A 26,246-nucleotide genomic window follows, 5' to 3' on the forward strand; every position below is an offset into this window, starting at 1 on the left:
CTCCATGAGCTGACAATGGGGGCAAGTTATGGAACTCACTTCTCTGTTAGAGTTCATTGGCTGAGATACCGGCCCGCATTTCTGGTTGTAGCGGCGTCTGCGGCCGTCGAGGCTGCCGCGCCGACAATGCCGGTGATGAGTGTGAGGAACTTGAACAATTCGACCTGGTCGGCGTTTGTGACGTAAAGCACGTCACGATCATGTACGAAGAATTTCTTGGCCACGAAGAATGAAGAGGGATCGCGGAAATTGGCGCGATAGATTGTCGGCACCTCCAGAACGTCTGGAGCAAATGCCGAGAGATTCACCTTCATCTTTTCGAGGTTTGCGCGATGCTCCAGTCGATACAGCAGCACTTGGCCGGGATCGGCTTGAGAATCGAGAAGTCCCCCGGCCTTGCCCACGGCATCCGAGAGCAATACATGCTCCTGCTCGAACTTGAACTGTCCGCTGTTACCCGAAGCCCCGAAGGCGGTAAATGACCGTTGCTCCTGATAGACATAGAGCGTGTCGTCTGGCGCTACATAGATATTTTCTTTCGAGTCATCCACCAAGTTCAAGAAATAGATCGTTGCCTTAGTGCCGCGCCGTTGCAGAGTCACAAACGTCTCATACCCTGCATTGGTAATACCCCCGGCGCGCGACAGAATATCGAGCACGCGATCTCCGCCGGAATTGATATTGAGCTTGCCGGGCGACCCAACCTGACCGATCACGGTTACCTCGTTAGAGGCTTGACTCGTAACGGAGATAACCACTTGAGGCTCGATGGCCCGTGACGACAGCCTCTTGACGATATCTGCCTGGATCACACCCAGCGTGCGACCTTTTGCAAGAACCGCCCCAGCATAAGGGATGGAAATATAGCCTTTTTGATCTACGGTTTGCGAAGGAAGTGTCACATAGTTGCCGGGCCGAGAACCCGCGTCATTGGGAACAAACAATCCACCCGACTGCGATTCAAATATGGTGATGGACACGGTATCTCCGACGCCGACCATCAGTTCTGGCGGGCCACTCCGTCCCTTGCCAAAACTTCGCAAAAAAGAGCCCGGACCAGGATCTCCCAAAACAGCAAGAACCTGTTGAGTAAGGTCAACCGATACGTATTTGAACGCGCTCGTAGCAGTTTCCCTTAAGGATGCCGTGGCTTTGGACGCGACGTCACGCGCGCCCGGGCCGCTGCCTGGAAGCGACGAGCAACTCGAAACGCCAACGAGCGATAAGACCGAATAACAAAACTGTCTTCGCTTCATGCGAAAGCTCCTATCATTAAGTTGCCCGGGAGCGGCAAGCCGGGGAGGGTCCGTGCCGTTGAGGTGGGTCGCAGAGCTGGATGAGAAAGGGTCAATTGCCCGGAGAGACCGGTCGCCCGATGGAATGGTATGAAAAGCCGTGTCTGGTGACTTCTTCCGGCGTGTAAACATTGCGCAAATCAATGAAGACCGGCTCGGACATCAGCAGGCGAAGCCGCGACCAGTCGAGTGCTCGAAACTGATCCCATTCAGTCACCAGTGAAATTCCGCAGGCACCTTCCGCAGCCTCATAGGCATTGTCGCAAAACACCACGTTGGGCAGCATTGCGCGCGCTGACTTGACACCCTCGGGATCATAAGCGCGTACCGTGGCACCCGCCTCTTCAAGTGCCTTGATAATCGACAGAGACGGCGCCTCGCGCATGTCATCAGTGTTTGGCTTGAAGGTTAACCCAAGAATTGCAATGGTTTTACCCCGGACGTCACCGTCACAGGCCAGAATGATCTTGCTCGCCATCGCCCGTTTACGTTCATCGTTGACGGTGACGGTCGTCTCGATCAGGCGAACGGGGCTACCATGGTCCTGCGCTGTCTTCACCAGTGCCAGCGTGTCCTTCGGAAAGCAGGACCCACCGTAACCAGCGCCAGCATGAAGGAACTTTGAACCTATACGCCCATCAGCGCCTATCCCCCGCGCCACGTGCTGTACATTCGCGCCGACCCGCTCGCAGAGATCGGCGATCTCGTTGATGAAAGTGATCTTCATGGCCAAAAATGCGTTGGAGGCATATTTGATCAGTTCTGCGGTCCGTCTGTCCGTGAATATTATCGGAGACTTATTGAGGAAGAGAGGCCGGTAGATTTCCGTAAGGACGGCTTGGGCCCGCTCGTCTTGCGTCCCGACCACAATGCGATCAGGCCGCTTGAAATCGGTGATTGCCGCACCTTCACGTAAAAATTCTGGATTGGATGCGACGATAACATCGGCGGCCGGGTTTTCCGAGCGAATGATGCGCTCGACCTCGTCACCGGTACCTACGGGAACTGTCGATTTCGTTACCACGACTGTGAACCGCTTTACGGATCGAGCTATGTCCCTGGCCGCCCCGTAGACATAGGAGAGATCCGCATGCCCATCACCGTGGCGCGATGGTGTGCCTACTGCGATAAACACCGCATCTGCACCGTCCAGAGCATCGGAGAGATTATTGCTGAATGAAAGCCGCCCAGCACGCCTGTTATTGGCAACGAGTTCCTCAAGACCGGGCTCGTAGATTGGAACTCTTCCGGCCAGGAGAGCTTCAATCTTGGACACATCACTTTCCACACAAACAACGTCATGGCCAAAGTCGGCGAAACAGACCCCGGAGACCAAACCGACATAGCCCGCACCAATTACCACTATCTTCAACGTTTCTCTTCCTTCGGAATGATATTCCGGCGGTTTCCACGCTACCGCCATCCGGGTGAAGCCATGCTCCAACCGGGTTATTTCCCAAACAAATCCCACAACTGCGGGACCCTATGCTTTGATTTCAATCCACTCGCGGGCAACCGTGGTCCGCACCTGGCTATTCATGAGATCAAGGAGAAGTTCGACACGCCCCCGACCATCCAGGTTTTGCAAAACCCCCAGCGTTCCCGTTAAGGGGCCCTGCCTCACTCGCACTGTCACGCCAGGGAGCAATTCAGCATCGGGAGAGAACAGACCGTCTGGACCTGTCGCTGCTTGCAGGTTTTCGATCACCCTGGTTGGAACGCGTTGAGGACCATCAAGCCCCATGACCAACTGATCGACACCGTAAGTCCCGTTGACACTTCGCCATCTGTCACGGGACAGATCCATCAGAAGGAACCCATACCGCGGGAACAACCATTCCTTTTGGGTAATATACCGACGGGCATGCCGCTTCGTGACTATGACCTTTGGCAGGAAATGAACGAAACCCTGCTTAGTGAGATTGGCCTCAGCCAACCCCTCCCCGCGTGCCACAGAGCGAAATACGTACCAGCCTCTTCCGGCGGCCGGCCGCACATTGACATCAATAGGCGTTGTCATCGCGGAAGACCTTTAAAGCGGTGAGGAAAATAATCTTCGCGTCTAGCCAGATCGACCAATGGTTGATGTACCAGAGGTCATGTTCGATACGAGACCGCATGAGTTCGGACGTCTCTGTTGCGCCTCGCAGGCCATTCACCTGAGCCCAGCCGGTGATTCCTGGTTTCACATGATGACGGAACGCATAGTGCTCGATGAAACGGTCGTAGTAGTCGTCGTGAGCCATCGCATGCGGCCTTGGTCCGACGAGCGACATCTCGCCGTTCAGGACGTTGAACAGCTGCGGTAACTCATCGATGCTTGTGCGTCGCAGAAAGTGCCCAACACGTGTGATGCGTGGGTCTTGGCGCTGCGCCTGCGGAATATCGGCGCCATTTTCGGTAACAGTCATGCTTCGGAATTTCAGGATTTTGAATGGCACCCCGCCGAAACCGCGTCTGTCCTGGCGAAAGAGGATCGGGGAACCTGTTTCGAGCCATATGGCCAAAATAGCCAGAAGCATCACCGGGCTAAGAAGAACGATCAACGCAGCCGCAGCGACAACGTCTAACGCACGCTTGGCCCACCGCGCACTCAATCCCAATGGGGCAGACTGCAGCTCGAAGCCGACATCATCCCCTAAGGTGATGCGACGATGCTGACTCAGTCCAACAAACGCTGGATCTGCCAGGAGAACGACCGGCGCTGGCAACGGCCCGATTTCCCGCAGAAGGGCTGAGATCCCGCTGGCGTCCTGCCACGACGCTGCAAGCAGGATCTGATCGCAGCACCCTTTCGCCACCGACCGCTGAAGGAGGGCCCGAACGTCACGGCATTGCTCCGGGAATTCAGGAGACGATACAGGAATGAAATGTCTCTCGATGACTTCGATCCCAGGCGGAGGCACCCAGACAACGTCGAACTGGGTCGGGTGCGCCTGTAAGGTCACCATATGGACCCGAGCAAACGCGATGGAGCGCTTTTTAAGGCGCACCGCTATGAACCGTGACGCGAGCCCATTGACAGCCGTAATTGCAACCAGGCCTGCTAGAGCAAAAAAGGTCGAACCAACTTGAGAGTATTGACCGCTGCTCTTAACCGCCAAACTCACCAGAGCAAGGAGGAGAACGGCACCGAGCCATGCTATCGCTGACTTCAAATAGCCAACGGAAACCTTCGCACCCGACTCTGCTGAATAGTTCCCGATGACCACAGAAACGAGAACGTAAAACACCACAGAGGCGATCGAGACTTCGCTAAAATCAGGGCGAAACGGCGGCTCTCGCCACAGAAGCAAATCCGTAAGTCCACCGCACCCCACAATCGCAATGCCGTGGGATAGCATCAAGACATTCGACAGAGCATTCCGTGTGATGCGCCACGTAACGACCGGAAAGGAACCGGACGCCGAGGCTTCACTTGCCGTTTCCGCAGCGAGATTGATGTCCGATATATCCAGGTTGCCGCGCATCAATGCCTGCCCCCAAAACCGGAAGGCGGCAGAATGAAGCGCTGACCCGAAACCACTCCCGCGCGGGAGCTCGGCACAAGACGCGCCCCCAACACATCAGTGCACCAAGGCAGACTCGGGACGGAGAAATCCAGCAATTGAGGCGTGGCGCCAGTGTCCGCAGCGCTTGCCCCAGTAGAGACACCCGACAAAATTGGTCGATTCTGACCATATGGCGTCGCATCTACTATTTAACGATTCTTCGGAACCCACGAACTGAAATCATTGAAGAATTTTGACGTGCGTTAATCCGTCGCCGGGGGGCGACAGAAAGGACCCTTTTTGTCAAGGGCCCGGCCGTTCGGATCAGCTGTGTAAAAAAGGGCTTTCAGGACAATAAAACTTCCGCTCGCGCCGCATCGTCCGTCCTGAGCCGGAAAGTGAGTATCAAAATGATCGTGGGATATGCGCGTGTATCGACAGGAGAGCAGAAGATCGACCTTCAAGTACAAGCTCTGGAAAGGATAGGATGTGACCGGGTCTTTACCGATCACGGGCAATCCGGTTCCGATTTCGAACGCGCTGGCCTGGAAGCAGCCTTAAGCGCGCTTTTGCCAGGTGATATGCTTGTGGTCTGGCGGCTCGATCGGCTTGGACGCTCACTCGTCGGGTTGGTCGGACTTTTGGAGCAACTCGGAAAACGTCACGTCCATTTCCGGTCGCTCAGCGAAAATATCGACACCGCCTCTTCAGGCGGCAAGCTGATGTTTCATATGATGGCAGCCCTTGCCGAGTTCGAGCGCTCGCTTATCAGCGAACGGACACGGGCCGGCATGGCGGCCGCAAAGGTCAGGGGTGCACGGCTTGGCCGCCCGAGAGCATTGACAATGGATCAGGTGCTTGGAGCTCAGCACGCAATCGAACGGCTGAAACGGCGCCCTTCACAGGTTGCAAAGGAGTTGAATGTCTGCCGACGAACGCTTAGCCGGCACCTGGGTAAGCTGACAGTCAGCTCACTTGCGGAGTTGTGACAGTTCATTGCTGTGTAGCAGGGCGCAACAATGGTTCTCGCTACACAGCAACAACGAATTTCCGCCGCCTGCGATTGTTTCGTAATAGAACATTTACAACTGCCAAGTGATAACAATAAATATTAAATTTTTAACGCAAAGCTCCAAACAATATTAATGCCCTTACGCAATTGTGGCCACCGCAACGGTATCCAGATACCTGTCCACGCTTCTTACAGCAATGATGAAAGGGAGGGTGGATAGGGCAACCATGCTGTTGCAGTGGGCGAGCAGAGGGAGCCTTTGCCCTCTAGCTACATATGGTGACGGACAAATAACTTATGATAATAGGGTATGCGCGCGTTTCGACGGAGGAACAAAGACTTGATCTCCAACTTAGCGCGCTTCGAGGCGCCGGGTGCAATCGCATCTACGAAGATCAGGGTCGATCAGGCTACAGTTTTGCTCGAGAGGGGTTGGAAGCCGCTCTTGAAAGTCTAACGCCAGGCGGGACGCTTGTGGTCTGGCGTCTGGATCGCCTCGGCCGCTCATTATCCGGACTTGTGCAACTGATTGATCAACTTGGAAAGCGACAAGTCCACTTCCGTTCAGTGATGGAGAACATTGACACTACCTCACCGGGCGGTCGCTTAATGTTCCATATGATGGCCGCACTTGCGGAATTCGAGCGTGCAGTCATAGCGGAGAGAACGCGGGCGGGCTTGGCGGAAGCAAGGGCAAGGGGAAGCGTCATAGGACGACCAAAGGCCATGGATGAGGATGGCGTTCGCGATGCCTGTTATGCTTTGCATTTTGAGGGCCGTGGTATGCGAGAGGTTGCCGGACAGTCCGGCGTATCGATCCGCACGCTCCAGCGCTACATGAAACAAGCCTATCTTGGCTCAAAGCCCAATATCCCGCCTTCGACCTCGCACCAGGAAGATCAAGACACCCTGGAACGATACCGGACACCTTCCGTCCGAGCCGCCGATCGATGACCGGGTGCCAGGGAACCAGCGTGGACTCGTGGGATGTTTTCGCGATGGCAAATTTGCTGCCCGCGTGCTTGTCCGCTCCGGTGAAGGTGCCGCTGACGGTCTGGCAGCGGCGGCGGCCAGGAAGGGCCGCGCCTTTTTTTTCACCGCAAGTGGCATCGTAAAGTGAATGGAACTCGGAGCATGTTAGGTGATGAAGGGGCACGACAAACCGCGTTCCCCTCCACCTCCACGACATTTTCCCGCCGAGTTTGCTGAATACTCGCATTCGATGTATTTAATATTATATTCAACTTTTGAATGCGCTAGCGGCACGAGGATTAACTGTCTCGCACCAGACAGGCCGTTTGTGAGCGAAGAAATTGGGCCCACCCTTTGCCAGCGAGATCCGTCACCGCTCAGCCGGTCGGCTGGTGTCAAATGGCAACCTAAGAAGCCGTCGTTTCGATCAGCCGCAAAGCACTGGCTCTGGCGCGCGGTCGATCAGGACGGTGTCATGCTGGAGGGCCGAGTGCAAAGTCGCCGCTGGCCAAGCTGCCAATACACCTATGGCCGAAAAGCTGCCGAGCAAACTCCAGCCAGGCGAAACGATCCTTGCTGACAGAACATATGACACCGACGCAATTCTCAACTTTGCCAAGCGACGAGAATGCTGGGCGAATATCTCTGAAAGTCCAATCGAAGGCAAACAATCAGCGTCAACCGGAGGATCCCGCCAGCGCAATCTCGTGGAACGGTTCTTCGACCGCATCAAGCACATGTGCAGCCTCACGACGCGATACGACCAGCGCGGGGATAATTACCTCGCCGCCCTCAAGCTCGTCGCGACGAGGATATGAATTGCATCGGTTCATGGGCCCGTGCCCCAAGCGCTCAGAACGTGCCCCGCACACCGACGCCGAACATGCGCGGTTCGGTCATGCTGGCCTCGATGCCGCCAATGCCACGATTTTCCTTCAGTAGCGTTGGGGCGCGCTCATCGAAGATGTTCTTGACGTAACCGTAGACCTCGAGTTCGTCCCGAAGCTTGTAGCTCGCCCGCACATCCGCGATCGTATAGGGATCGATGGCATAAAGGGCCTTGTTGTCCGTATCGGAATAATAACCGTCAACATGGCGAACCTGGCCTGAGACGGTAAACTTATCCGTCACATCCCAGCTGGCGCCGATGGTGAAGCTGTAACCCGGCGACTTGGCGAATTCCTTTCCGGCATACTGCGTGTTACTGGAAATCTCGTCGATCTTCGTCTTTAAGAGACCCGCACTGGCCTTTAGCGTCAGATTGTCGAGAACCTTATAGTCTGCGCCAAGCTCCAGACCATAGGCGTGAGCCTCTTGCGCATTGACCGTGTAGGATTCGCTCAGGCCGGATGAAACAACAACCGGAACATTGAACTGCGCGTTCTTCATATCCGTGTAGAACAGGTTACCGTTCACTGTGAGCGTATCGTCCAAGAGATTGGCACGCGTAAATAGCTCGTAGTTCCAAAGCGTCTCCTTGTCGAAGGTCCGCCACTTGCTTGTCGTCAGATCGAATGCGACACCGCCGGGATTATAGCCGCGGCTGATCAGGCCGCCCACGGTCCAGTCGTCATTGATGGCATAGGCCAGCGACGCTTTCGGCAAGATGTCCGAAAAGGTTTCGTCGTAATTGACAGAGCTGTTGCCGGTGGCAAGCGCTCTATAACCCGAACGCTCGATCTGGTCGCGCTGATAGCGGAGGCCGCCCGTCAGGGTCCATTGATCGGTCAAGCGATAGCTGAGTTCGCTGAAGAGGCCAAGATTATCCTTGGTATCATTGAAGCGCGACGTTCCTGCGAGATAAAGAACTTCTTCGGCTTCGGTATGCGCGTAAAACAGTCCAACGACACCGCTCAGCACATCCTCCTGATCGCCGAATGTCACCCGGCTTTCATGCGAGGCGTTGGTCAGGTCGATATCGGCATCCCCTCTGTTGGGCAGACCTACCCTGCGGTGGACGATGGAAGAGGAGAGCTGCGTCTGGTTGAATAGTTTCGCGCCGTTTTCGAAATCGTAATTGATATCGAGAATGCCGACATTGGTGTACTGGCGGAAGTTCGGCATCGTTGTGGTAACGTGCTGGAGGTCTTCGAAAGGCCGCGATGCCGCCTCCTGGCCGGGACGGTTGGAGGCGTTGTAGGAGTAGGTCAGCTTTGTCGACAGGCCGGGCACTTCCGGCGGCTCCCACAGAAGCTTGAAACGACCGTTGAATTCCTTGAAATCCTGATCGGTGCCTTCATGGGCAAAGTTGGAATTGATGTAGTCGATGAACGTATCACGGCCGGAGTAATCGATCGCCATGCGCGCGGCCAGCTGATCCTCAATCAACGGGCCGGAAGAAGCGAAGGACGCGCGCTTCTGGTGGTAATTGCCAATCTCGGCCTGATAGGAAGTTTCCGGCGTGAAAGTCGGATCCTTCGTATTGACCACGATGGCGCCAGCGATGGCGTTTGCCCCTTGAGAGGTGGTCTGCGGACCGCGGAACACCTCGATGCTTTCCAGATCCCAGATCGAAGTCGCACCGTAGATGAACTCATTATAGCCGAGATAGTGGCCATCCACATTGATGGTGGCACGCGGCACGGTACCGGTGAAGAAGGCGATCGAGCCAGTATTCGGTCCTTGCGTATCCTGTCCCCGGATGATCGGTGCGCTGACATTGTCCGTATAAATGACGTTCGGAATATCCTTGATCGCTTCGGACACGGTGGGATCGCCGGTCTTGTCCTTCTCTATCTCTTTGGCGGTTACGACAGAAACGGACGAAGCAGTGTTTTTCATGTCTCGGGAGACTTTTTCACCCGTTATGACGATCGGCTTCAACACGGTCGCTCCCGCCGGTTCCGCACGCTGATCCTGACCGAAAACCGGCGTCACAAACACCGTCGCCAGCGTCAGAGCGCTGACCCCACTCATCAAACGACTGCAAGAGCTGAACCCCATCACAAACCCCTAAAAAACATGAGTATTAAAGTCATCTTCACGTAACGGAAGCGTGATGCATTTCGCAATAAGGAATGCGTTCCGTATGGTGGACAACCAGAGTTCCATACGCAGATGTGTCATATTTACAACAGCGCTCAGAGACCGCCTCTCGCAGCCATCACGGTTCCGCCAGAGAAGCCATTGAAAGGGCTGCGAGATCCATTCCGATTTACGCCGAGATGCGATAGGGATGGTCGATCAAGGGAGGAAAGGTCTTTGAACTCCATGGATGACGAAGCGGACGAACTGCCGGAGAACGAGGGCGAAAAGCGCTCGGCGCTTATCCAATCCGTCTCGATCGCGGCGCGGTTTCTCAACCTTCTCGCCCAATCCGATAGAGCGCTTGCGCTTGGCGAGCTGGCCAAACGCGCAGGCACCGGACGTTCCACCGCCCATCGTTACATGCAGACGCTAGTACGAGAAAAACTCGTGACGCAGGATCCCGCCAGCGGCTGTTACGATCTTGGTCCGGCAGCGCTCGGGATTGGCATCAGCGCACTCCGGCGGATCAATCCTGTCGAGACTGCGGGTCGTGAAATGAACGCGCTTGCCGCCAGGATCGGCGCCAGTTGCGGCGTGGCAATCTGGACAGAGCGCGGCCCGACCTTGGTTCGATGGGCACGCAGCGCCAGCTTCTCGCTCAGCACCGTGGCGTTGGGCGACATTCTGCCGCTGGATAACAGCGCCTGCGGACTCGTTTTCCAGGCCCACCTTCCGGCGGAAAGAGTGGCCGCCGTGCGCAAGCTGCAACCAGCCGCCTTTCGCGGCACTCGCCCCGACGCCGCGGCTCTACAATCCATTCGCAAAGCAGGCGGCGCGGAACTTAACGAACACCTGTTTTCAGCCCTGACGGGCAAAGCAGCGCCTGTCTTCGATGCACAGGGCGAGGTCTGCTGTGTCGTCACCATCGTTTCCTTCGTCGCCACAGCCGAGAGCGAACAGCATTTTCCCCTGCTGATCGAAGCGGCCAGACGGGCGAGCGCCGAATCCGGGGGCGCATAGGCTATTCGGCCAAATGCTCCGCGAAGGTACTGCCGGAATAGGCAGAGCGAAAAAGCCCGACGTCCGCGAGAGCGGGCAACAACTGTTCCAGCACCAGCCGCATCGAGGCGACGGAACCACCCGGCACCGCGACGAATCCGTCTATCGCGCCGGCATGCGTCCAGTGACGGATCGTTGCAACGGCGTCATCGACCGTACCGATGATCTGCCAGTGACCCGACCCCATAACTTCCGGACGCCGCAGCAGATCTTGGACGGTCAGCGCTTCGCGCTCTATCAGCCGCCGCAGCAGGTTTGCATGCGTGCGACTTCTCGGTGCTTCCAGCGGTGGCGGCAGGTCGGAAGCGTTAAGAACCCGTGTCAGCGGCCAGTCAGACAGGTCAAGGCCCGTCATGTCCCGGATTGAAGTAAAGATGCGCGCGCGGTTGGCGCGGGCATGGGTCTCGGCGAAAAGCTCCATCGCCTCGCTTGCTGTGTCGGCAAGATAAAGGCTGAGACCGGGCATCAGCTTCACCCCATCCGGGTTGCGGCCGTGCTCCTGAGCCCGTCGGCGCAAATCGGCCCTCAGCTCGATGGCCGCCTGCATATCGGGCGTGGAGGCAAACACGGCATCGGCAACCAATGACGCGAAATCGCGACCTTCCGGAGAGGCACCTGCCTGAACCAAGGGAATGCGGCTGACATGAGCAGGCAGGTTGAGCGGGCCCTTGACGCTGAAATGCCTGCCCTCATGGGACACCGGATGAACCAGAGCGGGATCGGCGAAACGTCCGCTGTCTCGATCGAGCATCAGCGCCTCGTGCGGAAAGCTCGCCCAGAGCGCTTTCACCACTTCGGTGAATTCGGCGGCACGCTCATAGCGCTCCTGAGGCGAGGGCATCTGCTTGAGGCCGAAATTTTCGTGACCGTCTAGGGCGGTAACGATGTTCCATCCCGCTCTGCCATCGCTCAGCCAGTTTAGCGACTGGAGTTGCCGGGCAACGACGTAAGGCGGCAGAAAGGTGGTCGAAACGGTGGACAACAGCCCGACATGGCTGGTCTCGCGGGCAATCGCCGCAAGAAGAAGGGTGGGATCGAGGCTGGCAAATCCACCGCCGCTTTCCAGACCCTCCATGCGCAGGAACAGCGTATCCGGACGGAAGACGAAATCCACATGCGCCGCTTCCGCACGCTTGGCCAGATCGACGAAATAATCGCTGGAAAACAGCCCGTCGATTCCACTATCCGCCCGGCGCCATGCCTCGCCGCTGAGCCATGTTGGCGCTAGCGACATGCCGACATGGAGCTTGGCTGCGGCTGACATAATGTACCTCGATTGACGCAGACGGGACAGAGCCTGCGTGCTGGTTTGGCAAATTTCGATTTGTGGAGAGTTTTACTATAGTTTAGTGTCGCATCAAGACCCCATCATCGAGTCCGCTTTGTTTCAGCAGGTTCGTGAAGGAAATTCAGGTAGTTATACCACCCATGCGAAAACTCGAGGCATGGGCGCATGCGTAACAGGAGTTGTATCCGGTGCTTGACGCCATGGACCTTCATGCCAGCTACGGACATGTTTCCGTCCTGCGCGGGCTCTCCGCCCGCTTCCACAACGGCCATGTTACCGCGTTGGTCGGACCCAATGGTTGCGGCAAGTCCACCCTGTTGAAAACCATCATGGGTTTCCTGCCTTTGTCATCCGGTACAATCACGCTAGAGGGTCGCTCGATCCGCGAGATCGGACGCCGGCATCTGGCACGGCGCATCGCCTATCTGCCGCAGGAGTGCCACTGCCCAGACTATATGACGCTCGGAGAACTGATCGAACTTGCCGGATATGCGCGCTACGGTCTTGCGAGCGGACCCACCGAGCGCGACCGGGTTCTGTTTGCCGAGGCGCTGAAAACCGTCGGGCTGGAAGACAAGGCACGTGCGCAGGTCAACACGCTTTCCGGCGGCCAGCGCCAGCGCGCTTTCATCGCCATGGTGCTTGCGCAGGATACGGATGTGATCTTGATGGACGAGCCGGTCAACCATCTCGACGTGAAATATCAATACGCCGTTCTTGGACTGGTGCGCGAATTGACAGACAGGCACGGCAAGACCGTGATCGTCGTGCTGCACGATCTCAATCTTGCCTCCACCTTCGCCGATGATGTCATCATGCTGAAGGCAGGCCGCGTTCTGGCGTCCGGACCGGTGGCCGCGACCATCACGCCCGCCAATGTCTCCGATGTCTTCGATCTTCAGGCCGATATTTTCTCCCGTCAGGGGCGGCTCATCTGCGTGCCCCGGCTCGAGCAGCAGGAACAGGCGATTTCCGCATGAGGTCGAAGGTGATGCCGATTTTTGCCGCCGCAGTGCTGCTGGCCGCCATCCTCGCCCTCAGCCTCGTGGTGATGTCCGGCGGCATGAGGTTTGCCGAGATCGTGGCGACGCTTGGGCGTGGCGAGGCAGACAACTATGAGCAGTCGGTGCTTCTCTATCAACATGTGCCGCGGCTGCTGATCGCCATCTATGTGGGGGCGACCACAGCCGTCAGCGGCTGCGTCCTTCAGGGCGTCGTGCGTAACCCGCTTGCCTCTCCCTCCACCCTTGGACTGAATGCCGGCGCGACGCTGTTCGTCATTGCAGGCGTCCTGGTTTTCGACCTCTCTGCCGAACTGCAAGGCCTTGCCGCGCTCGCCGGTGCTGGTTTCGGTTTTGCCGCCTGTTTCCTCGTTGCGCGGCTTGCCGGACGGGCAAACGACCCGCGGGGACTGTCACTCATTCTTTCCGGTGCACTTGTCTCCATGCTGCTCATCGGCATGACCAATGCCCTGCTCCTTTCCAACCCCACACGCCGCGCCGAATTCCTGAGTTGGGTAGGCGGCAACATCAACCATGTCTATGCCGAGCGCCTGCTCGATTTCTGGTGGATCGGGGGAATCGCGCTTGTGATCCTGTTGGCACTCGCCCGACCGCTGACGCTGGTCCTGTTAGGCGCGGAAAAAGCCGCCTCCGCCGGAGTGAACGTGACGCTGGTATCGCGCATCGCGCTTTTCGCTGCCATGCTTGCGTCCGGTTCTGCAGTTGCGATCTGCGGTCCGATCGGTTTCGTCGGGCTCATCGTGCCGCATATGATCCGGCCGCTGCTGGGTGTTCATTTCACCCTCGCGCTTCCTGCCTCCGCCCTTGTCGGCGCGGGGCTCTGCGTGCTGGCCGATCTTGGCGCGCAAACCCTGTTTGCACCCTATGTCGTCAATACCGGGCTCTTCATGGATTTGCTCGGCGGCCTCGTCTTCATCGTCATCGTCAAGCGCTTCTATCTCTCGCCCTCGACACGGGGTCTCGCATGAAACGGGATGTCGCGACCGATGGCAAAGCGGTGCTGAGACTGGATAGCGGTCTTCAGATCAATATCGGCAACCTGAAAGCAGGCCTCGCACTGCTCTTGCTGGCGCTGGTGCTTGCGGCCCTCTCCGTCAGTCTCGGCAATACGGACACGGGGCTTATGGATCTGCTGCGCAGCTTTATGGGAGAGCAGATCGCTGACGATCAGGCCTATGCGCTATGGACGGTGCGATTGCCGCGTATCCTGCTTGGCTTCATGGCCGGCTGGAGCGTGGCGCTGGCAGGGGCGATGCTGCAATCCGTCGCCCGCAATCCACTGGCCGATCCAGGTCTCTTTGGCTTGAGCCAGGGCTCGATGACGACCATCATGCTGCTTCTGGTGTTGATGCCTGCCGCACCGAAAACAATGGTTGCGCTTGCGGCGGTCGGAGGCGGGCTGGGGGTAGCCTTTCTGCTGATCGCGCTCGTCGGGCGTGACCGTTCAAGCGGGCTTGCCATCCTCCTGATGGGGATTGCCATCGAATCCGCGCTTTCCTCCGTATCCTCCGTGCTTCTGCTTTACACGCCGGCGGAAACCTCCCTGTCATTGGCGGACTGGATGGCCGGTTCGCTGTTTCAGGCGAACTGGCAGACCATATTCGTCTTCGCCCCGCTTTTCGCCATGAGCCTCGTCGGCATTTTCCTACTGGGCCGAGCACTTGCGGTTTTCGACCTCGGCAACGAAATGGCCATGGCGCTGGGAGAAACCGTCAAGCATTCGCGCCCGCTCGTCATCGTCTTCGCCGTCCTTCTCAGCGCCTCCTCGGTGACGGCCGTGGGTCCACTGACCTTTCTCGGCGTCATCGCCCCGCACCTTGCCAGCTTCATTTCACCTGCCGTCGGCCGCGCCAAGCTTCTCCTTTCGGCACTCACCGGCGGCATCCTGGTGGTGACCGCCGATACGCTGTCCCGCGGGCTATTGGCCGACACGCCGATGCCGATCGGCCTCGCGCTGACGCTGATCGGCGTGCCGCTTTTCATCCTGACGCTGCGCCTCCAGTCGTTGCGCAGAACCAACAGCCATTAAAACCATCAAAGAGAATGCCATGCGAACAGCAATCCTCATCGCCGCCCTTCTAGCTGCAGGCACCACCGTTGCCGCCGAGCGCACCGTCACCGACGCCGCCGGTCGCAGCGTTTCCATACCCGACAATCCGCAACGCATCGTCGTCATGCATGAGCCGCTGCTCGGCGTACCGCTGATGGATCTCGGGGCCCATGTAGTCGGCGCCTATGGCCGCAACAGCGACGGAACATTCGCCACCGCCGTCGATTTCGTCGATACGGTTCTTGGTGAAGGCCACACGAAACCGAAAGGCTTCGGCGCCGTCGGCCAGATCGACCTCGAAAAATTGCGGGCGCTGCAACCGGACCTGATTGTCGCCACAGAAATGGACAGCGGCAAGGCCTCGCAGCTGTCCACCGTCGCGCCGGTCTATCTGCAAAAGGCAAGTGCCGGCAAAGCCTATGGCTTCAGCGTGGAGAAGGACCTGGCCGATCTGGTCGGCAGAAGCGATGTCTTCGCTGGACGGCGCAAGGTCTATGAAACGAAACTTGCGGCGGTCAAGCAAACACTGGGAGACAAGGCGAAGGACAAGACCTATCTGGCCATTCTGCTGACCGACCAGATCAATGCGGTGGGGGATATGTCCGGCGCGGTGCAGGCGCTGGAGGATCTCGGTTACAAGCGGCTGAAGATCGAGGCCGCCGCCGCGTCAGGCGCCATGGGGTCCACCCTGATGATGCCGCTCAGCCCCGAGGCTTTCGGCAAGCTCAATCCCGATCTGCTGGTGGTGATGAACAGCTATACCAGCCCTATCCGCGGCGAGGCCGGAACCCGTGCTGCATTGGAAAAGATCATTCCCGGCTGGGAGCGTTTCGTAAAGCCTGCACGCGACGGCAGGATTGTTTTTCTCGATTCCACCAAAGTGACCACGCCTTCCATTCCAAGCGCGCTGCACACGCTGGACGAAGTGGAAAGCTGGGCGAAAAGCCGATAAACCAGCGCCCCAACTATAACTTGAGTTTTTGAAGAAAGTTATATTGCAGGCGCCGGAACCGCCTGTTATGGTTGGCCAATCTTATGCAACGATGCCTGAGAGCGCCCTTACGAGGCAGAAGGGAAGCGGTTCTTTGGCCAGCCGATCCGAGGCTGCGAGACCGCCAGCCCATCGGCAACATCCCAGGAAAGACAATAGAAATGAGCATATTAGAAACGATCGATCCCGAAGTTCCGGACCGCACACCCAAACGACATCGTCACACGGTGAAGCTGAGGGCGCTGACCGTCTCGCGGGTGGAAAAACTCAATCCCTCCATGGTGCGCATCATCCTGACAGGAGCGGAACTGGAAGGCTTCACCAGCCTCGGCTTTGACGACCATGTCAAAATGTTCTTTGCCCGGCCCGGCGAAACCGAACCGAGCCTGCCGGTGATCGGCCCAAATGGCATCGAGTTTCCTGAAGGCGCACCGCGCCCGCTGGCACGTGACTATACGCCGCGAAGCTTCGACGCCGAGAAGGGCGAACTCGCCATCGACTTCGCCATCCACCACGATGGCCCCGCCAGCAACTGGGCGAGGTCTGCCAAGGCGGGCGACAAGGCCTGGGTAGCCGGGCCGCGCGGCTCCTTCACCGTGCCGTTTACCTTCGACTGGCATCTGCTGATCGCCGACGATACCGGCCTTCCCGCGCTCGCGCGGCGGCTTGAGGAAATGCCAGCGGGAAGCCGCGTTGTGGCGCTGATCGAGGTAGAGAGCGACGCCGACCGACAGGAACTTGTTACCAAGGCGGATGCGTCGATCATCTGGGTCACGAAGACGGCGGGCGACCGACCGGATCATGATGCGTTGGTGGATGCACTCAGCAGACTTGACCTGCCGCAGGGTGATTTCTTCAGCTGGGTCGCCTGTGAATCCAAGATCGCCAAGATACTGCGTACCCTTCTGATCGATGAGCGCGGCGCAAATCCCAAATGGACACGCGCCTCCGGTTACTGGCGCCGGGGCGCCAGCGGCGTTCACGATCATTTCGATGAGTGACGCGGCCTCAGCTGCGGAGCGACAAGAACGATGACAGAGCTCAAGGCCATTCTCGAAAACGTTCTGGGCGATGAGGCTGGCGGCATCAAGCCGGGTGACAATCTGTTCGGCCACGGGCTTCATTCCCTGATGCTGATGCGTCTCATCCCACCACTATCCCGCATCGCCGGGCGGCGGCTCGATTATGACGAGCTTGCCCGGCAACCGACGCTTGCCGCATGGCAGGCTTTGATCGAACGCTCGCTCACGGAGCATTGAGCCCGCGAGCGACAATCTTCGCGCCGGAGCGCGATACCCGCAATATCAAGGAGAGGACCATGGCAGCAGACTCGAGTAGGATGCTCTCACGCCGCATTGAAGCAGGCCACGAATCGGAAAACACGGCCCCGCCGAGCCCCTATGAGGAACGTGTCTGGTTCGAGCAGTTTCAGGATCCCGATCAGGTCTTCCGGCATCTTCTTACCTATCGCATCGGCGAGGAATGCGATCTGCTGCGCCTGACGCAAGCTCTCAATATACTATGCGAGACCTGGCCTGAACTGCGGGCCCGTTTCACTTTCGGTGAGGACGGCGTCCTGACCAAGAGTATCGAACCCCACTCCCCGTCTCTCGTGCAACTCCTGCATGTTCCGTCCAAGGGCGAGGCGCTGACCCTGTTGCACGATCTCCAGGCGCGGCCTTTCGATGCCGAGATCGATCCGCCGTTTCAGGCCGTCGTGCTTCTGAGCGAAGGCGACATCCTGCTTGGCGTTCTTGTTCACGCCCTGCTTTGCGAAGTCCTCTCGCCTCATATTCTGCTGGACGGCATCACTGCTGCCTATGCGCGGCAGACGCTGCAGCCGCTTGCCCGCCGCAAGGTCGAGCACGGCGGCATCGATCCGGTTCCGCTGATCTGGCTGCATCCGCCAGCCTCCGGCGCGACGGTGGTGGCGCTGCGGCAGAACAAGCTCGGCAGACCGACAAGCCACAGTCATGGCGTTGACCTTCCCGCGAGCCTCCTCGACCTTGAAAGCCCGACCACGCCGAATGCGCTTCTGGCACGTCTGGGTGCGCGCTTCGCCCTTTATCTCGCCGCCGATGGTGGCCTCAACACTGTAACGCTCCGTATCCAACCCTTTGCCGCCGCAGGATTATCGGTAGAAGCTGGGTCGCGGGTATCGATCGTTCGCGGCCAGTCGCAGGAGCAGGCGGAAAACGCCGTCTTGGCGGGGCTGGAAGGACGAAGCGACGATCATGATGCCATCGCTACTCTGACATTGCATGCGCTGGCACCTCCCAGCGAGCCGGTACCGGAGCACGGATTGCAATTCGAGCCCCTGCATTTGCCCTCGCTGCAATCCGGTCTTGGCCTCACGCTTGCTGTTGGCCCGACAGTGGCAGGCGATATCCGCCTCGAACTGACGGGTGGGAAGGAAATGTCGCCACATGCAACGGCCTTCCTGCTGGAGCGTTTCGTCAGCCAACTCGAAGGCGCAGCGGATTTTGCCGGTTTCGCCCAACGCGAGAGGGATGCGGCGGCACTGCCAGTCTTGCAAGCCGCTGGTGGGAGCGAAGACGACACCGCCGCGATCATACTAGCAGAATTTCGCGAAGCACTTTCCTCTCCTGATATGCAGCCGGAGGATGACTTCTTCGATTTCGGCGGCCATTCCCTGATCGCGACGCGCATCATCGGTCGCCTCCTCGCCAATCACGGCATCGAACTGCGTTTCAACGATCTCTTCAGCTACCCGACCGCCGCTTCGCTTGCCAAACAGGCAACACGCCTCGATGCAAAAGCACCGGCGCTGGGAGAACCGACAGCGAGTGGTTCACTGACCGCACCGCTGTCGCTTGCGCAGATGTCGCTATGGAAGGCTTACGCCGCCTTTGGTTTTGGCGACATCTTCAACATTCCCTTTGCGCTCGACTTTCTCGACCCAGTGGATGAGCACGCCTTCCAATGCGCCTTCCTCGACATCATCGAGCGCCATCCCGGCTTGCGAACGCAGTTTTGCGTTGAGGGTGATACCGTTATCCAGAGGATCGTGCCGATGCATGATCTGCCGGATTACAAATGGTTCTGGACCAGCGAGGAGAGTGAGGGCGTGGATCGGCATGCGGAGGCCGGCTGGCGCTTCGATCTCTCCAACGAACTGCCAATGCGGCTGCGCTTCCTGCGGGATCCACAGACGGGCAGGCAAGTGCTCTCCTTCCTTTTCCACCATATCGTGCTGGACGAATGGTCGGTGAACCTGATGATGGATGAGCTGACAGAGGCCTACAAGGCCAGGGCCGCAGGCAGGGCTCCCGCCTTTGCGACCGAACCGCAGCCTTTCCATGAGTTCGCTAGGAAACAGGTGGCCTCCGGCCTTAACACCGACCATCTTTCCTATTGGACCGACATGCTGCGCGATGCTCCTAAGAGCCTCAGCATCGGTGGCAAGGGCGGTGTGCAGGATGAGGCCTCGCATGACGAAGCGCCAGCGGGCGGCTGGATCGAGCTTAAGCTGGAAAAGCATGTCAGCGACGGCTTGTACGCTATAGCAAAGCAGAACAGCGCGTCGCTGTTCAACGTGGTCTATGCCGCAATTGCCGCATCGCTTCGTCATCTCGGCGGCCTGAACGACCTCGTCATCGGCACATCCGCATCGGGCCGTACCGATAGCCGCTACTTCGATACGATCGGCTATTTCACCACAGTCGTTGCCCATCGTGTTCGGTTTGAGAACGACATGACGGTCGGCGCGCTGATTTCGACGGTGAAGAACACCATCAATACCTCGCTGGACCACAGCGAAATCCCCATCGATCTTGTTGAGGAGGCGCTGGGCATGACACCCGGTCGTGACCATCTCTTCGAGGTTTTCATTCAGATCCACGCCAAGAACAAGCTGAACGGCACGCTGATGACACCGGACGGCAAGCCGGTGGAGTTCCGCCAGATCGATCCCGACAAGCACGAATCCATGCTGGGCCTGCAATTCGAGGTCATGGAGGAAACCATCGGCGGCGAAAGGTCGATCCGCGTGCTGATGAGCTACCGCTCCGACCGATACGGCCCCGACGACGTAGAACGCTTGCGCAGCACTACCAGCGACATCTTCAGCCGTTTCGCCGAACCCGGTGCCTCCGGCCGTCTACTGACGACGCTCACCTGAAACGATCGGCATTATGAAAAACCCGGCTTTCATGTGAAGCCGGGTTTCGTTGATCAGCGAAGCTCCAAAGCTGGCGTCGCGTCGATTTTACCGGGCCGCTTGCCGGGCGGTCGAGGACGCTTCCTGCGCGGCAAGGATCATAGCTTCTTCGCGCAGCATGGCGTCGATAAACTGTGGCAGTTCCTCGCAATAACGGGCGAAATCGTCTGCCTCTGTCAAAGCAGAGTCAGCATCGATGTGAAGGTTCAGGTCGCTCCCGTCATCCTCGCCGCGGAAGGTGAGGTTGAAGCCGTCGCCCGGGCCATTGGCAAGAATATGCCGCGTGACATCGAGCCCGGCAAAGACCGGCGCGCTGAACGGCAGCACATTGATGAGCGGCGAAAAGAAAAACCGCCGGCCCTTCGGAATTTGCCGGTCGGCGGCGATCTGTTCGATGCGGTAGCGGCCATGCAGGCGCTGTCGACGAAGATCGGCTGCATTACGTGCCAGAAAGGCGCCGACACTCTCCCCCGGCGCGATCGCGAGATGGAAAGGCAGAATGTTGACCAGCATGGCGGGCATATGCGCCCCGACACTGCCCCAGCGACTCATGAATGGCAGCCAGAGAGTCAACACCTCCCGATCCGGGCGTGGGAGAACGCGGTGAAGATAAAGGCCACATAGCAGAACCAGAAGATCCGGCCAGCCGATCCCCAGCCGGACGGCCATCTGCTGCAGTCGCGCACTGAAGCCCTCCGGCAGGGCAGCATCCCCATGCAGGCCACCGCCACCATAGTCCTCGCAATCCTTGTCGAGAACCGGTAGATCGGCGGAGGCGGAAAGATAGGCAGTCCAGAAATCGCGGTCCTTCTCGAAACGGCGGCTGTTTCTGTAGGACTCCTCTTCAGCGAGGAAGCTGGCGAAGGAATGGAAGTCCGGCCCCGGCTCGCCGTTACCGCAATAATGCCCGTAAAGCTGGCCGCAGCGCTGCTCGACCAGTGTCAGGCCATATCCATCCACAACGATATGATGGGCGCGGATGTACCAGAGATAGCGATCATCCGCGATGCGGTAGAGCACCTGGGCGGAGAGCCGGTCGGCGCGAAGGTCGAGTCTGGCTTCCACGTCGGCGTTCATTCGGCGCAGCGCTTCATCGAAGGGTGAGGGCTCGGCGGAAAGATCGACAAGCATCACCTGCGGCGCATGAGCGGGATCGCAGCATTGCTGCGGCGTCTCGCTATTCTCGCCGAGGCGAAAACGGATCGACAGAACGTCGGATTCGCGCACGGTGCGCGTGATCGCCGCAATGAGCGCAGTTTCGTTCACGGCACCGGAAAAATCGATGTAATGGGCGACGGTGGAGACCGGCTCGTCGGGATGGAAGGAAAACTCTTCCCAGAAATCGAGTTGGGGCTGCGTCAGCGGAAGCCAGCCATCGGCGGTATTCATTTGCGCCATTTTTCTTTCCTTGCACTGTTTCTGTGATCGGGCCTGGCCGACCGGATTTGGCTTACGCCGCCTTCGCAGCCAGCAGCGATGCAACCTGGTTGGCATTGCGGCACCGCAAGAGCTGTTGCGCGGTCAGCTCCACGCCGAAGGCCGTGCGGATTTCCGCCGAGACGGTTTTGAGATGGGAGGGCAGAAGACCAAGCGCGATGAGGTCGCTATTGGCATCCACATTCACCGGGTTCTTGCCGAGTACGCCAAGATAGATATCGAGTATCCGCCTGTCGCCTCGATCATTTGCGGCAGGGCGGGGTGCTGCGATCTTCGTCACCGGCTCCGCGCCGAGCCCCGCTGTCATCAACAGCTCACGGGCGCGGCGGCGATCCGGCTTGCCATTGGCCGAGAGCGGCAGGTCTTCGACCTTGAGGAACCGGCCCGGCACATGCGACTCCGGCAAATGGCTGCGGGCGAAACTGCGCAGATCCGCGCTGGAGAGTTCGAGGCCGGGTGCCGTGACATAAAGCACCCCGATGGCCGCCTCGCCCTTCTGCTCCACACCATAATCCACCACCAGCACCCGCTGGATGGCGGGATGGCGGATCAATTCGTTCTCCACGTCCGGCAGCGAGACACGAACGCCACGCACCTTGACGTAACCATTCACCCGGCTGGCAAACATGATCTTGCCATCTGGCCTATAGCGGCCCCGGTCTCCGGTGCGGAAGGCGCGGACGGAATGGCCACGATCATCCTTGATGGTGACGAAATCGGTCTGGGTGATGGCGCCCTCTTCCAGATAGCCGAGCGCGACGTTGACGCCGACCGTATGGATGCGCCCGACGACGCCGACCGGGCAATGATCGCCGCGATCATTCAGGATAAAATAGCGATTGCCCGGCAGCGGATGGCCATAGGGTATGGCCGCGACATCCTCAGTGGCAATCTCGTGCCAGATGCTCCAGATCGTCGTCTCCGTCGGGCCACCGAGTGAAACCAGCCGCGTCGCGGGATTCATGCGGCGTAGTTCGTCGATGATTACCGGCTTGATGTAATCTCCTCCCTGGGCGACGAGCCTCAGCGAGGCGAGTTGATCGCCCTGGCGGCAGGAGAGCAGCATTTCGAGGATGGCGGGCACCGAGCACCAGAGCGTCACCTTATGTTCCGCCACCAGTTCGTTCCAGCGAACGGCATCCTTTTCCTCGCCCGGCTCCGGCAGAACCAGCGTCGCGCCTGCGACCAGCGCGCCGAACACATCGAAGACAGACATATCATGGTGCAGCGGAGTAACCGAGATGAACACGTCCTTTTCCGTCACCGCCCATTCGTCAAGCGTGCTGCCGATGACATTGGCTGTCGCTCGATTGGAAAGCACGACGCATTTCGGTTTGCCCGTGGTGCCGGAGGTATAGAGATAATAGGCCGGCTCCTCGCTGCGCGACAGTGCCGCCATATCCTCCATGGACGTGTGGGCACCCGCGGAAGCGGACAAAATATCTGCGGGATCGACGCTTGCGAAACCCTGCGGCACAGTGCTGGAGATGATGATGGCGGGGCGGCAATTGGTCAACAGGTAACGCAGGCGATCTTCCGGCGAAGCGGCATCGATCGGAACCCAGATGGCGCCCGTCAGCGCAGCGGCCAGCGTGATCGCCGTATGCTCGACACTCCGCGGCAGGCAGATTGCCACGACGTCGCCACGGCCGATGTTGCGTGCTTTCAGGCCGGCCATGGCACCCGCCACCATATCGCCGAGTTCGCCATAGGAGATATGGCGTTTGCCGCTGATGAGCGCCGGTCGGTCCGGATCTCCATCAAACAGATGTCCGGCGATCCGGTCTAAAAACGGCGGGCAGACGACAGTCCTTTCGTCGCCGTTCAACCGGTAATGGGCCAGATCGACAACGTCCCGTGCGTTGAACGAGAAATCACCGCTTTCCGTAATCCGCGCCATAGCGCGATCGATGGCGGCGAGGATGTCGGACACCATGTCGGCATCGATGGCCTCTTCGGCATAATCGATATCGAGTACGAGATCGCCATGGGGGTTGTGCGAAAAGCGAACATCCATCGCCACCTGCGGCGTCTGAGTCAGCCCATCTGTCCAACGCATGGTCGATTGCGGCGACAGCGCGGGCCAACTCAGCCCGTTGGTGATGACGATGGGCAAGGCAAGCCCTCCGGGATTGGCGTTGAGCAACACGCGGTTGAGATCCACACCGGAAAAGGCAAGGTGATCCAGCCCTTCCAGCACATCCACCTGCAATTCGGATGCGCTCTGCGCAAATTCGCCCTTACTGGCATCCCATTGGACGGCGATGAAGCTCGACCGATTGGCGAACGCGCCCTCCGCCTGCGGCGCGACGGGAACGCCGACGACCAGAGCGCCCTCGTTAAGCCAGAGCGAAAGCACATCGAGAACGACGGCCATCAGCGCCGAATTCTTGAACAGCCGTTGCTTTGCGCCGATCCGCGAGAATGCAGAAAAACGCTGTTTCTCAACCGTTAAACCTCGGCGGCTGTAGCGGGAGGTGGATATGGTTTCGAGGGGCGCTTTCCACGGAAGTTGCGATGGCACCTCGGCCTGTTTCAGCTTCTCCGCCCAATAGGCCGCATCTTTCGGACGCAGCGCCGCCAAATCCTGCTTCGACGGTCCGGCGACGACGGGGTTTTCGAGTGGCACAACGCCATCGAAAAGCTCTGCCGCAAGACTGGCAATGGCGCGACCGTCGAGGATCAGCGCATCGAAACGCAAGAATACGACGATAGTATCGGCGTTCGCGCCGCTATCCGGCAGGAGAAAAACCGTAACCTGCCATGGGGAGAAAGAAAGGTCGAAATGCGCGTGGGAGAATTCCTCCCTCGCCGCGTCCAGACGCTTTTCTGCATCGGCAGGAGCAAGGCCTGACAGATCGACCACAGCGAGATTGACCTGTGTTTCATCGTGAACCGTCTGCACCAGACGCCGCTCATCGATGCGCGTTCGCAGGCTTTCATGGCGTCCCACCATCTCGGCGAGACGAGCTTGCAGGAGGGAAAGACTGATGCGGCCGCGATATTCACGGAACTCCTGCATCGCCACGCCGGAGAGCGGCAAATGCGTGCCACGACCGAGCAGATAGGCCTGTTGCAGCGGTTCGAGAGGGCGTTCCATGCGTTTACTTTCTGGATTCGATACTGTTTCCGGCTGTGCGCCATGCAAGCGCTGGACGCTCTCGCAGACGAGATCCGGCTTCTCTGCCAGCCGACGCAAAAGGCCCGTATAGGTTTCGAAGAGCGATGCCAGCCAATGTTCCGGCAGCGCATCGAGCCGCACATCCCAGTTGATCAGCAACCCACCATCCACCGCTGTCGCCTGTGCATCCAGCGCCACGCCCGGCCCTTGCGAAACGGTGTGGATCATCGGACCGAAGAGCTGTCGAACACGCTCAGAAAAAAGATCGGCTCCAGGCAGATCGACCCCGGCGGTGAAGACCACCGGCGAGTTTTGCATGCTGCCGCGCTGACGGGAAAGATCGCGCATAACGCTGACGCCCGGATAGGATTGATGGGCCAGCAGTTCAGCCATTCGTTCGAACAGCCGGCAAAGGAGCGTTTCGATCCGGTCTTCAGGGTGGATATCCACGCTCAGCATCAGCACGTTGGAAAACTCACCGACGATATCGTCGACGCCTTCCACCAGCGGCTCACGCCAGAAGGACGGCACGGATAGACGGAAGTTGTTCGCCCGCGTCGCTTGCGACAAGGTGATCGCGAAAACGCCGAGCAAAAGTGTCGATGTGGTCACCGAGCACCGCCGTGCGGCCTGTTCCAGCTTGCGCAGTTCGGCGGCTGAAAGCATTGCAGAGAGCCGATCTGTACGGACTACGCGCGACGGATCGTCGGGCAGAAACGGCAGCGGAGGCGCATCGGGCATACCGATAAGCCTTTGCCGCCACCACAGGCGATCCCTGTGTTGTCGCTCCCTTAAAGCAGGATCGGATGCCAGACGCCCGGCCCAGTCGAAGAAGGACACAGGTGCCTCTCCGGAAAATTCCTCGTCCGCCGTCTCGTAGAACATGGCGAGGTCCTCCACGACCATGCGCGTACTGGCGGGATCGATGGCAAGCATATCCGTGTCGACATGCAAGCGGCAACGTCCCTCCGGCAACAGGCTGAGCGAGATTGCCGCTGGCGCCGCCACGCGAAGATCGGCACGACGGTGGCCCCATTCCTCACGCTTTGCTTCGAGCCGGCGCATCAGCGCCTGCGAATCGAGCGCGGTCATGTCCTCCACATCGAGGCGAAGCGAGCGGGCAAAGGGATCGGTGGACTGGCGTCCCTCCGCATCGATCCTGAGACTGAGCATGGGGTGACGCTGGCAAAGCCTATCGACTGCCACGGCCAGTTTTTCCGTGTCCAGCGTCGGTCCCTCAAATTCGAGGTAAAGATGCGGTGTAACTTTTCCGAGTGGTCCGCCCACTTCGCGACCGACCCAATAGGCCGCTTGCATCGGCGTTAAATCTTGCATGTGAATTTGTACCGGTTGACAAAACA

The 26,246-nt window shown here is 58.9% G+C and carries 19 protein-coding genes and 2 pseudogenes; 12 read left to right on the plus strand and 9 right to left on the minus strand.

Annotated elements, in window-relative coordinates; translation table 11 throughout:
* Positions 1-53 precede the first annotated feature (53 nt).
* From QE435_RS03400 to QE435_RS03415, 4 genes are all read right to left on the minus strand, one after another.
* Entirely contained in the window at positions 54-1,256 is a 1,203-nt protein-coding gene (locus tag QE435_RS03400) for a polysaccharide biosynthesis/export family protein (protein WP_029658604.1), read from the minus strand.
* Positions 1,257-1,347: 91 nt separating this feature from the next.
* Positions 1,348-2,667, minus strand: a complete 1,320-nt coding sequence (locus QE435_RS03405) for a UDP-glucose/GDP-mannose dehydrogenase family protein (protein WP_349041121.1) — start codon at positions 2,665-2,667, stop codon at positions 1,348-1,350.
* 111 nt (positions 2,668-2,778) lie between these two features.
* A complete protein-coding gene (locus QE435_RS03410; protein WP_080670334.1) occupies positions 2,779-3,315 on the minus strand; it encodes a transcription termination/antitermination NusG family protein in 537 nt (178 codons plus the stop codon).
* Positions 3,299-4,765 (minus strand): exopolysaccharide biosynthesis polyprenyl glycosylphosphotransferase, encoded by a 1,467-nt coding sequence (locus tag QE435_RS03415; protein WP_349040259.1) that lies wholly within the window; start codon positions 4,763-4,765, stop codon positions 3,299-3,301. Before QE435_RS03415 ends, QE435_RS03410 begins: the two co-directional genes overlap by 17 nt.
* A 431-nt stretch (positions 4,766-5,196) precedes the next feature.
* On the opposite strand from QE435_RS03415, the gene QE435_RS03420 reads away from it, so the two are divergent.
* Positions 5,197-5,775, plus strand: coding sequence for a recombinase family protein (locus tag QE435_RS03420; RefSeq protein ID WP_349041122.1), 579 nt, complete (start codon positions 5,197-5,199; stop codon positions 5,773-5,775).
* 320 nt (positions 5,776-6,095) lie between these two features.
* Entirely contained in the window at positions 6,096-6,752 is a 657-nt protein-coding gene (locus QE435_RS03425) for a recombinase family protein (protein ID WP_349040260.1), read from the plus strand.
* Positions 6,753-6,771: 19 nt separating this feature from the next.
* Here QE435_RS03425 and QE435_RS03430 read toward each other — a convergent pair.
* A pseudogene (locus QE435_RS03430) lies at positions 6,772-7,017 on the minus strand (hypothetical protein); the annotation flags it as partial.
* Positions 7,018-7,206: 189 nt separating this feature from the next.
* Here QE435_RS03430 and QE435_RS03435 point away from each other — a divergent pair.
* Positions 7,207-7,288, plus strand: a pseudogene (locus QE435_RS03435) (IS6 family transposase); the annotation flags it as partial.
* Between the two features lie 9 nt (positions 7,289-7,297).
* Positions 7,298-7,588, plus strand: a complete 291-nt coding sequence (locus QE435_RS03440) for a transposase (protein ID WP_349041123.1) — start codon at positions 7,298-7,300, stop codon at positions 7,586-7,588.
* A 34-nt stretch (positions 7,589-7,622) separates the two neighbouring features.
* Here the strand turns inward: QE435_RS03440 and QE435_RS03445 are convergent, their stop codons facing one another.
* Positions 7,623-9,686, minus strand: a complete 2,064-nt coding sequence (locus QE435_RS03445) for a TonB-dependent receptor (RefSeq protein WP_349040261.1) — start codon at positions 9,684-9,686, stop codon at positions 7,623-7,625.
* A 294-nt stretch (positions 9,687-9,980) separates the two neighbouring features.
* Between QE435_RS03445 and QE435_RS03450 the strand changes: the two genes are divergently transcribed.
* Positions 9,981-10,757, plus strand: coding sequence for an IclR family transcriptional regulator (locus QE435_RS03450; RefSeq protein WP_349041124.1), 777 nt, complete (start codon positions 9,981-9,983; stop codon positions 10,755-10,757).
* Position 10,758: 1 nt separating this feature from the next.
* Here the strand turns inward: QE435_RS03450 and QE435_RS03455 are convergent, their stop codons facing one another.
* Positions 10,759-12,060: an NtaA/DmoA family FMN-dependent monooxygenase gene (locus tag QE435_RS03455; protein ID WP_349040262.1), complete on the minus strand. Its 1,302-nt coding sequence runs from the start codon at positions 12,058-12,060 to the stop codon at positions 10,759-10,761.
* Positions 12,061-12,263: 203 nt separating this feature from the next.
* Here QE435_RS03455 and QE435_RS03460 point away from each other — a divergent pair, with 203 nt between their 5' ends.
* From QE435_RS03460 to QE435_RS03490, 7 genes are all read left to right on the plus strand, one after another.
* Complete coding sequence (locus tag QE435_RS03460) at positions 12,264-13,064, plus strand: ABC transporter ATP-binding protein (protein ID WP_349040263.1); 801 nt, start codon at positions 12,264-12,266, stop codon at positions 13,062-13,064.
* Positions 13,061-14,074 carry an iron ABC transporter permease gene (locus tag QE435_RS03465; RefSeq protein ID WP_349040264.1) on the plus strand — a complete coding sequence of 338 codons (1,014 nt, stop codon included), beginning with the start codon at positions 13,061-13,063 and terminating at the stop codon, positions 14,072-14,074. The genes QE435_RS03460 and QE435_RS03465 overlap by 4 nt, the downstream gene beginning before the upstream one ends.
* Positions 14,071-15,135 (plus strand): iron ABC transporter permease, encoded by a 1,065-nt coding sequence (locus QE435_RS03470; protein ID WP_349040265.1) that lies wholly within the window; start codon positions 14,071-14,073, stop codon positions 15,133-15,135. The genes QE435_RS03465 and QE435_RS03470 overlap by 4 nt, the downstream gene beginning before the upstream one ends.
* 19 nt (positions 15,136-15,154) lie before the next feature.
* Entirely contained in the window at positions 15,155-16,108 is a 954-nt protein-coding gene (locus QE435_RS03475) for an ABC transporter substrate-binding protein (protein ID WP_349040266.1), read from the plus strand.
* A gap of 200 nt (positions 16,109-16,308) precedes the next feature.
* The gene (locus tag QE435_RS03480; RefSeq protein WP_349040267.1) at positions 16,309-17,148 is read left to right on the plus strand and encodes a siderophore-interacting protein; all 840 of its coding nucleotides are present in this window, start codon (positions 16,309-16,311) and stop codon (positions 17,146-17,148) included.
* Positions 17,149-17,178: 30 nt separating this feature from the next.
* A complete protein-coding gene (locus QE435_RS03485) occupies positions 17,179-17,406 on the plus strand; it encodes a phosphopantetheine-binding protein (protein WP_349040268.1) in 228 nt (75 codons plus the stop codon).
* Positions 17,407-17,465: 59 nt separating this feature from the next.
* Entirely contained in the window at positions 17,466-20,288 is a 2,823-nt protein-coding gene (locus QE435_RS03490) for a condensation domain-containing protein (RefSeq protein WP_349040269.1), read from the plus strand.
* A gap of 87 nt (positions 20,289-20,375) precedes the next feature.
* Here QE435_RS03490 and QE435_RS03495 read toward each other — a convergent pair whose 3' ends face one another.
* Positions 20,376-21,725, minus strand: a complete 1,350-nt coding sequence (locus tag QE435_RS03495) for a condensation domain-containing protein (RefSeq protein ID WP_349040270.1) — start codon at positions 21,723-21,725, stop codon at positions 20,376-20,378.
* Positions 21,726-21,777: 52 nt separating this feature from the next.
* The gene (locus QE435_RS03500) at positions 21,778-26,220 is read right to left on the minus strand and encodes an amino acid adenylation domain-containing protein (protein WP_349040271.1); all 4,443 of its coding nucleotides are present in this window, start codon (positions 26,218-26,220) and stop codon (positions 21,778-21,780) included.
* Between the last annotated feature and the right edge of the window lie 26 nt (positions 26,221-26,246).

The organism is Agrobacterium sp. SORGH_AS 787 (genome assembly GCF_030819035.1).
Classification (GTDB): Bacteria; Pseudomonadota; Alphaproteobacteria; order Rhizobiales; family Rhizobiaceae; genus Agrobacterium; species Agrobacterium larrymoorei_B.

Excerpts from the sequence above, each read along its gene's own strand:
- QE435_RS03400 (WP_029658604.1), bottom strand. The coding sequence starts at position 1,256 with ATGAAGCGAAGACAGTTTTGTTATTCGGTCTTATCGCTCGTTGGCGTT.
- QE435_RS03410 (WP_080670334.1), bottom strand. The coding sequence starts at position 3,315 with ATGACAACGCCTATTGATGTCAATGTGCGGCCGGCCGCCGGAAGAGGC.
- QE435_RS03415 (WP_349040259.1), bottom strand. The coding sequence starts at position 4,765 with ATGCGCGGCAACCTGGATATATCGGACATCAATCTCGCTGCGGAAACG.
- QE435_RS03420 (WP_349041122.1), top strand. The coding sequence starts at position 5,197 with ATGATCGTGGGATATGCGCGTGTATCGACAGGAGAGCAGAAGATCGAC.
- QE435_RS03425 (WP_349040260.1), top strand. The coding sequence starts at position 6,096 with ATGATAATAGGGTATGCGCGCGTTTCGACGGAGGAACAAAGACTTGAT.
- QE435_RS03440 (WP_349041123.1), top strand. The coding sequence starts at position 7,298 with ATGGCCGAAAAGCTGCCGAGCAAACTCCAGCCAGGCGAAACGATCCTT.
- QE435_RS03445 (WP_349040261.1), bottom strand. The coding sequence starts at position 9,686 with ATGAGTGGGGTCAGCGCTCTGACGCTGGCGACGGTGTTTGTGACGCCG.
- QE435_RS03450 (WP_349041124.1), top strand. The coding sequence starts at position 9,981 with ATGGATGACGAAGCGGACGAACTGCCGGAGAACGAGGGCGAAAAGCGC.
- QE435_RS03455 (WP_349040262.1), bottom strand. The coding sequence starts at position 12,060 with ATGTCAGCCGCAGCCAAGCTCCATGTCGGCATGTCGCTAGCGCCAACA.
- QE435_RS03465 (WP_349040264.1), top strand. The coding sequence starts at position 13,061 with ATGAGGTCGAAGGTGATGCCGATTTTTGCCGCCGCAGTGCTGCTGGCC.
- QE435_RS03470 (WP_349040265.1), top strand. The coding sequence starts at position 14,071 with ATGAAACGGGATGTCGCGACCGATGGCAAAGCGGTGCTGAGACTGGAT.
- QE435_RS03475 (WP_349040266.1), top strand. The coding sequence starts at position 15,155 with ATGCGAACAGCAATCCTCATCGCCGCCCTTCTAGCTGCAGGCACCACC.
- QE435_RS03480 (WP_349040267.1), top strand. The coding sequence starts at position 16,309 with ATGAGCATATTAGAAACGATCGATCCCGAAGTTCCGGACCGCACACCC.
- QE435_RS03485 (WP_349040268.1), top strand. The coding sequence starts at position 17,179 with ATGACAGAGCTCAAGGCCATTCTCGAAAACGTTCTGGGCGATGAGGCT.
- QE435_RS03490 (WP_349040269.1), top strand. The coding sequence starts at position 17,466 with ATGGCAGCAGACTCGAGTAGGATGCTCTCACGCCGCATTGAAGCAGGC.
- QE435_RS03495 (WP_349040270.1), bottom strand. The coding sequence starts at position 21,725 with ATGGCGCAAATGAATACCGCCGATGGCTGGCTTCCGCTGACGCAGCCC.
- QE435_RS03500 (WP_349040271.1), bottom strand. The coding sequence starts at position 26,220 with ATGCAAGATTTAACGCCGATGCAAGCGGCCTATTGGGTCGGTCGCGAA.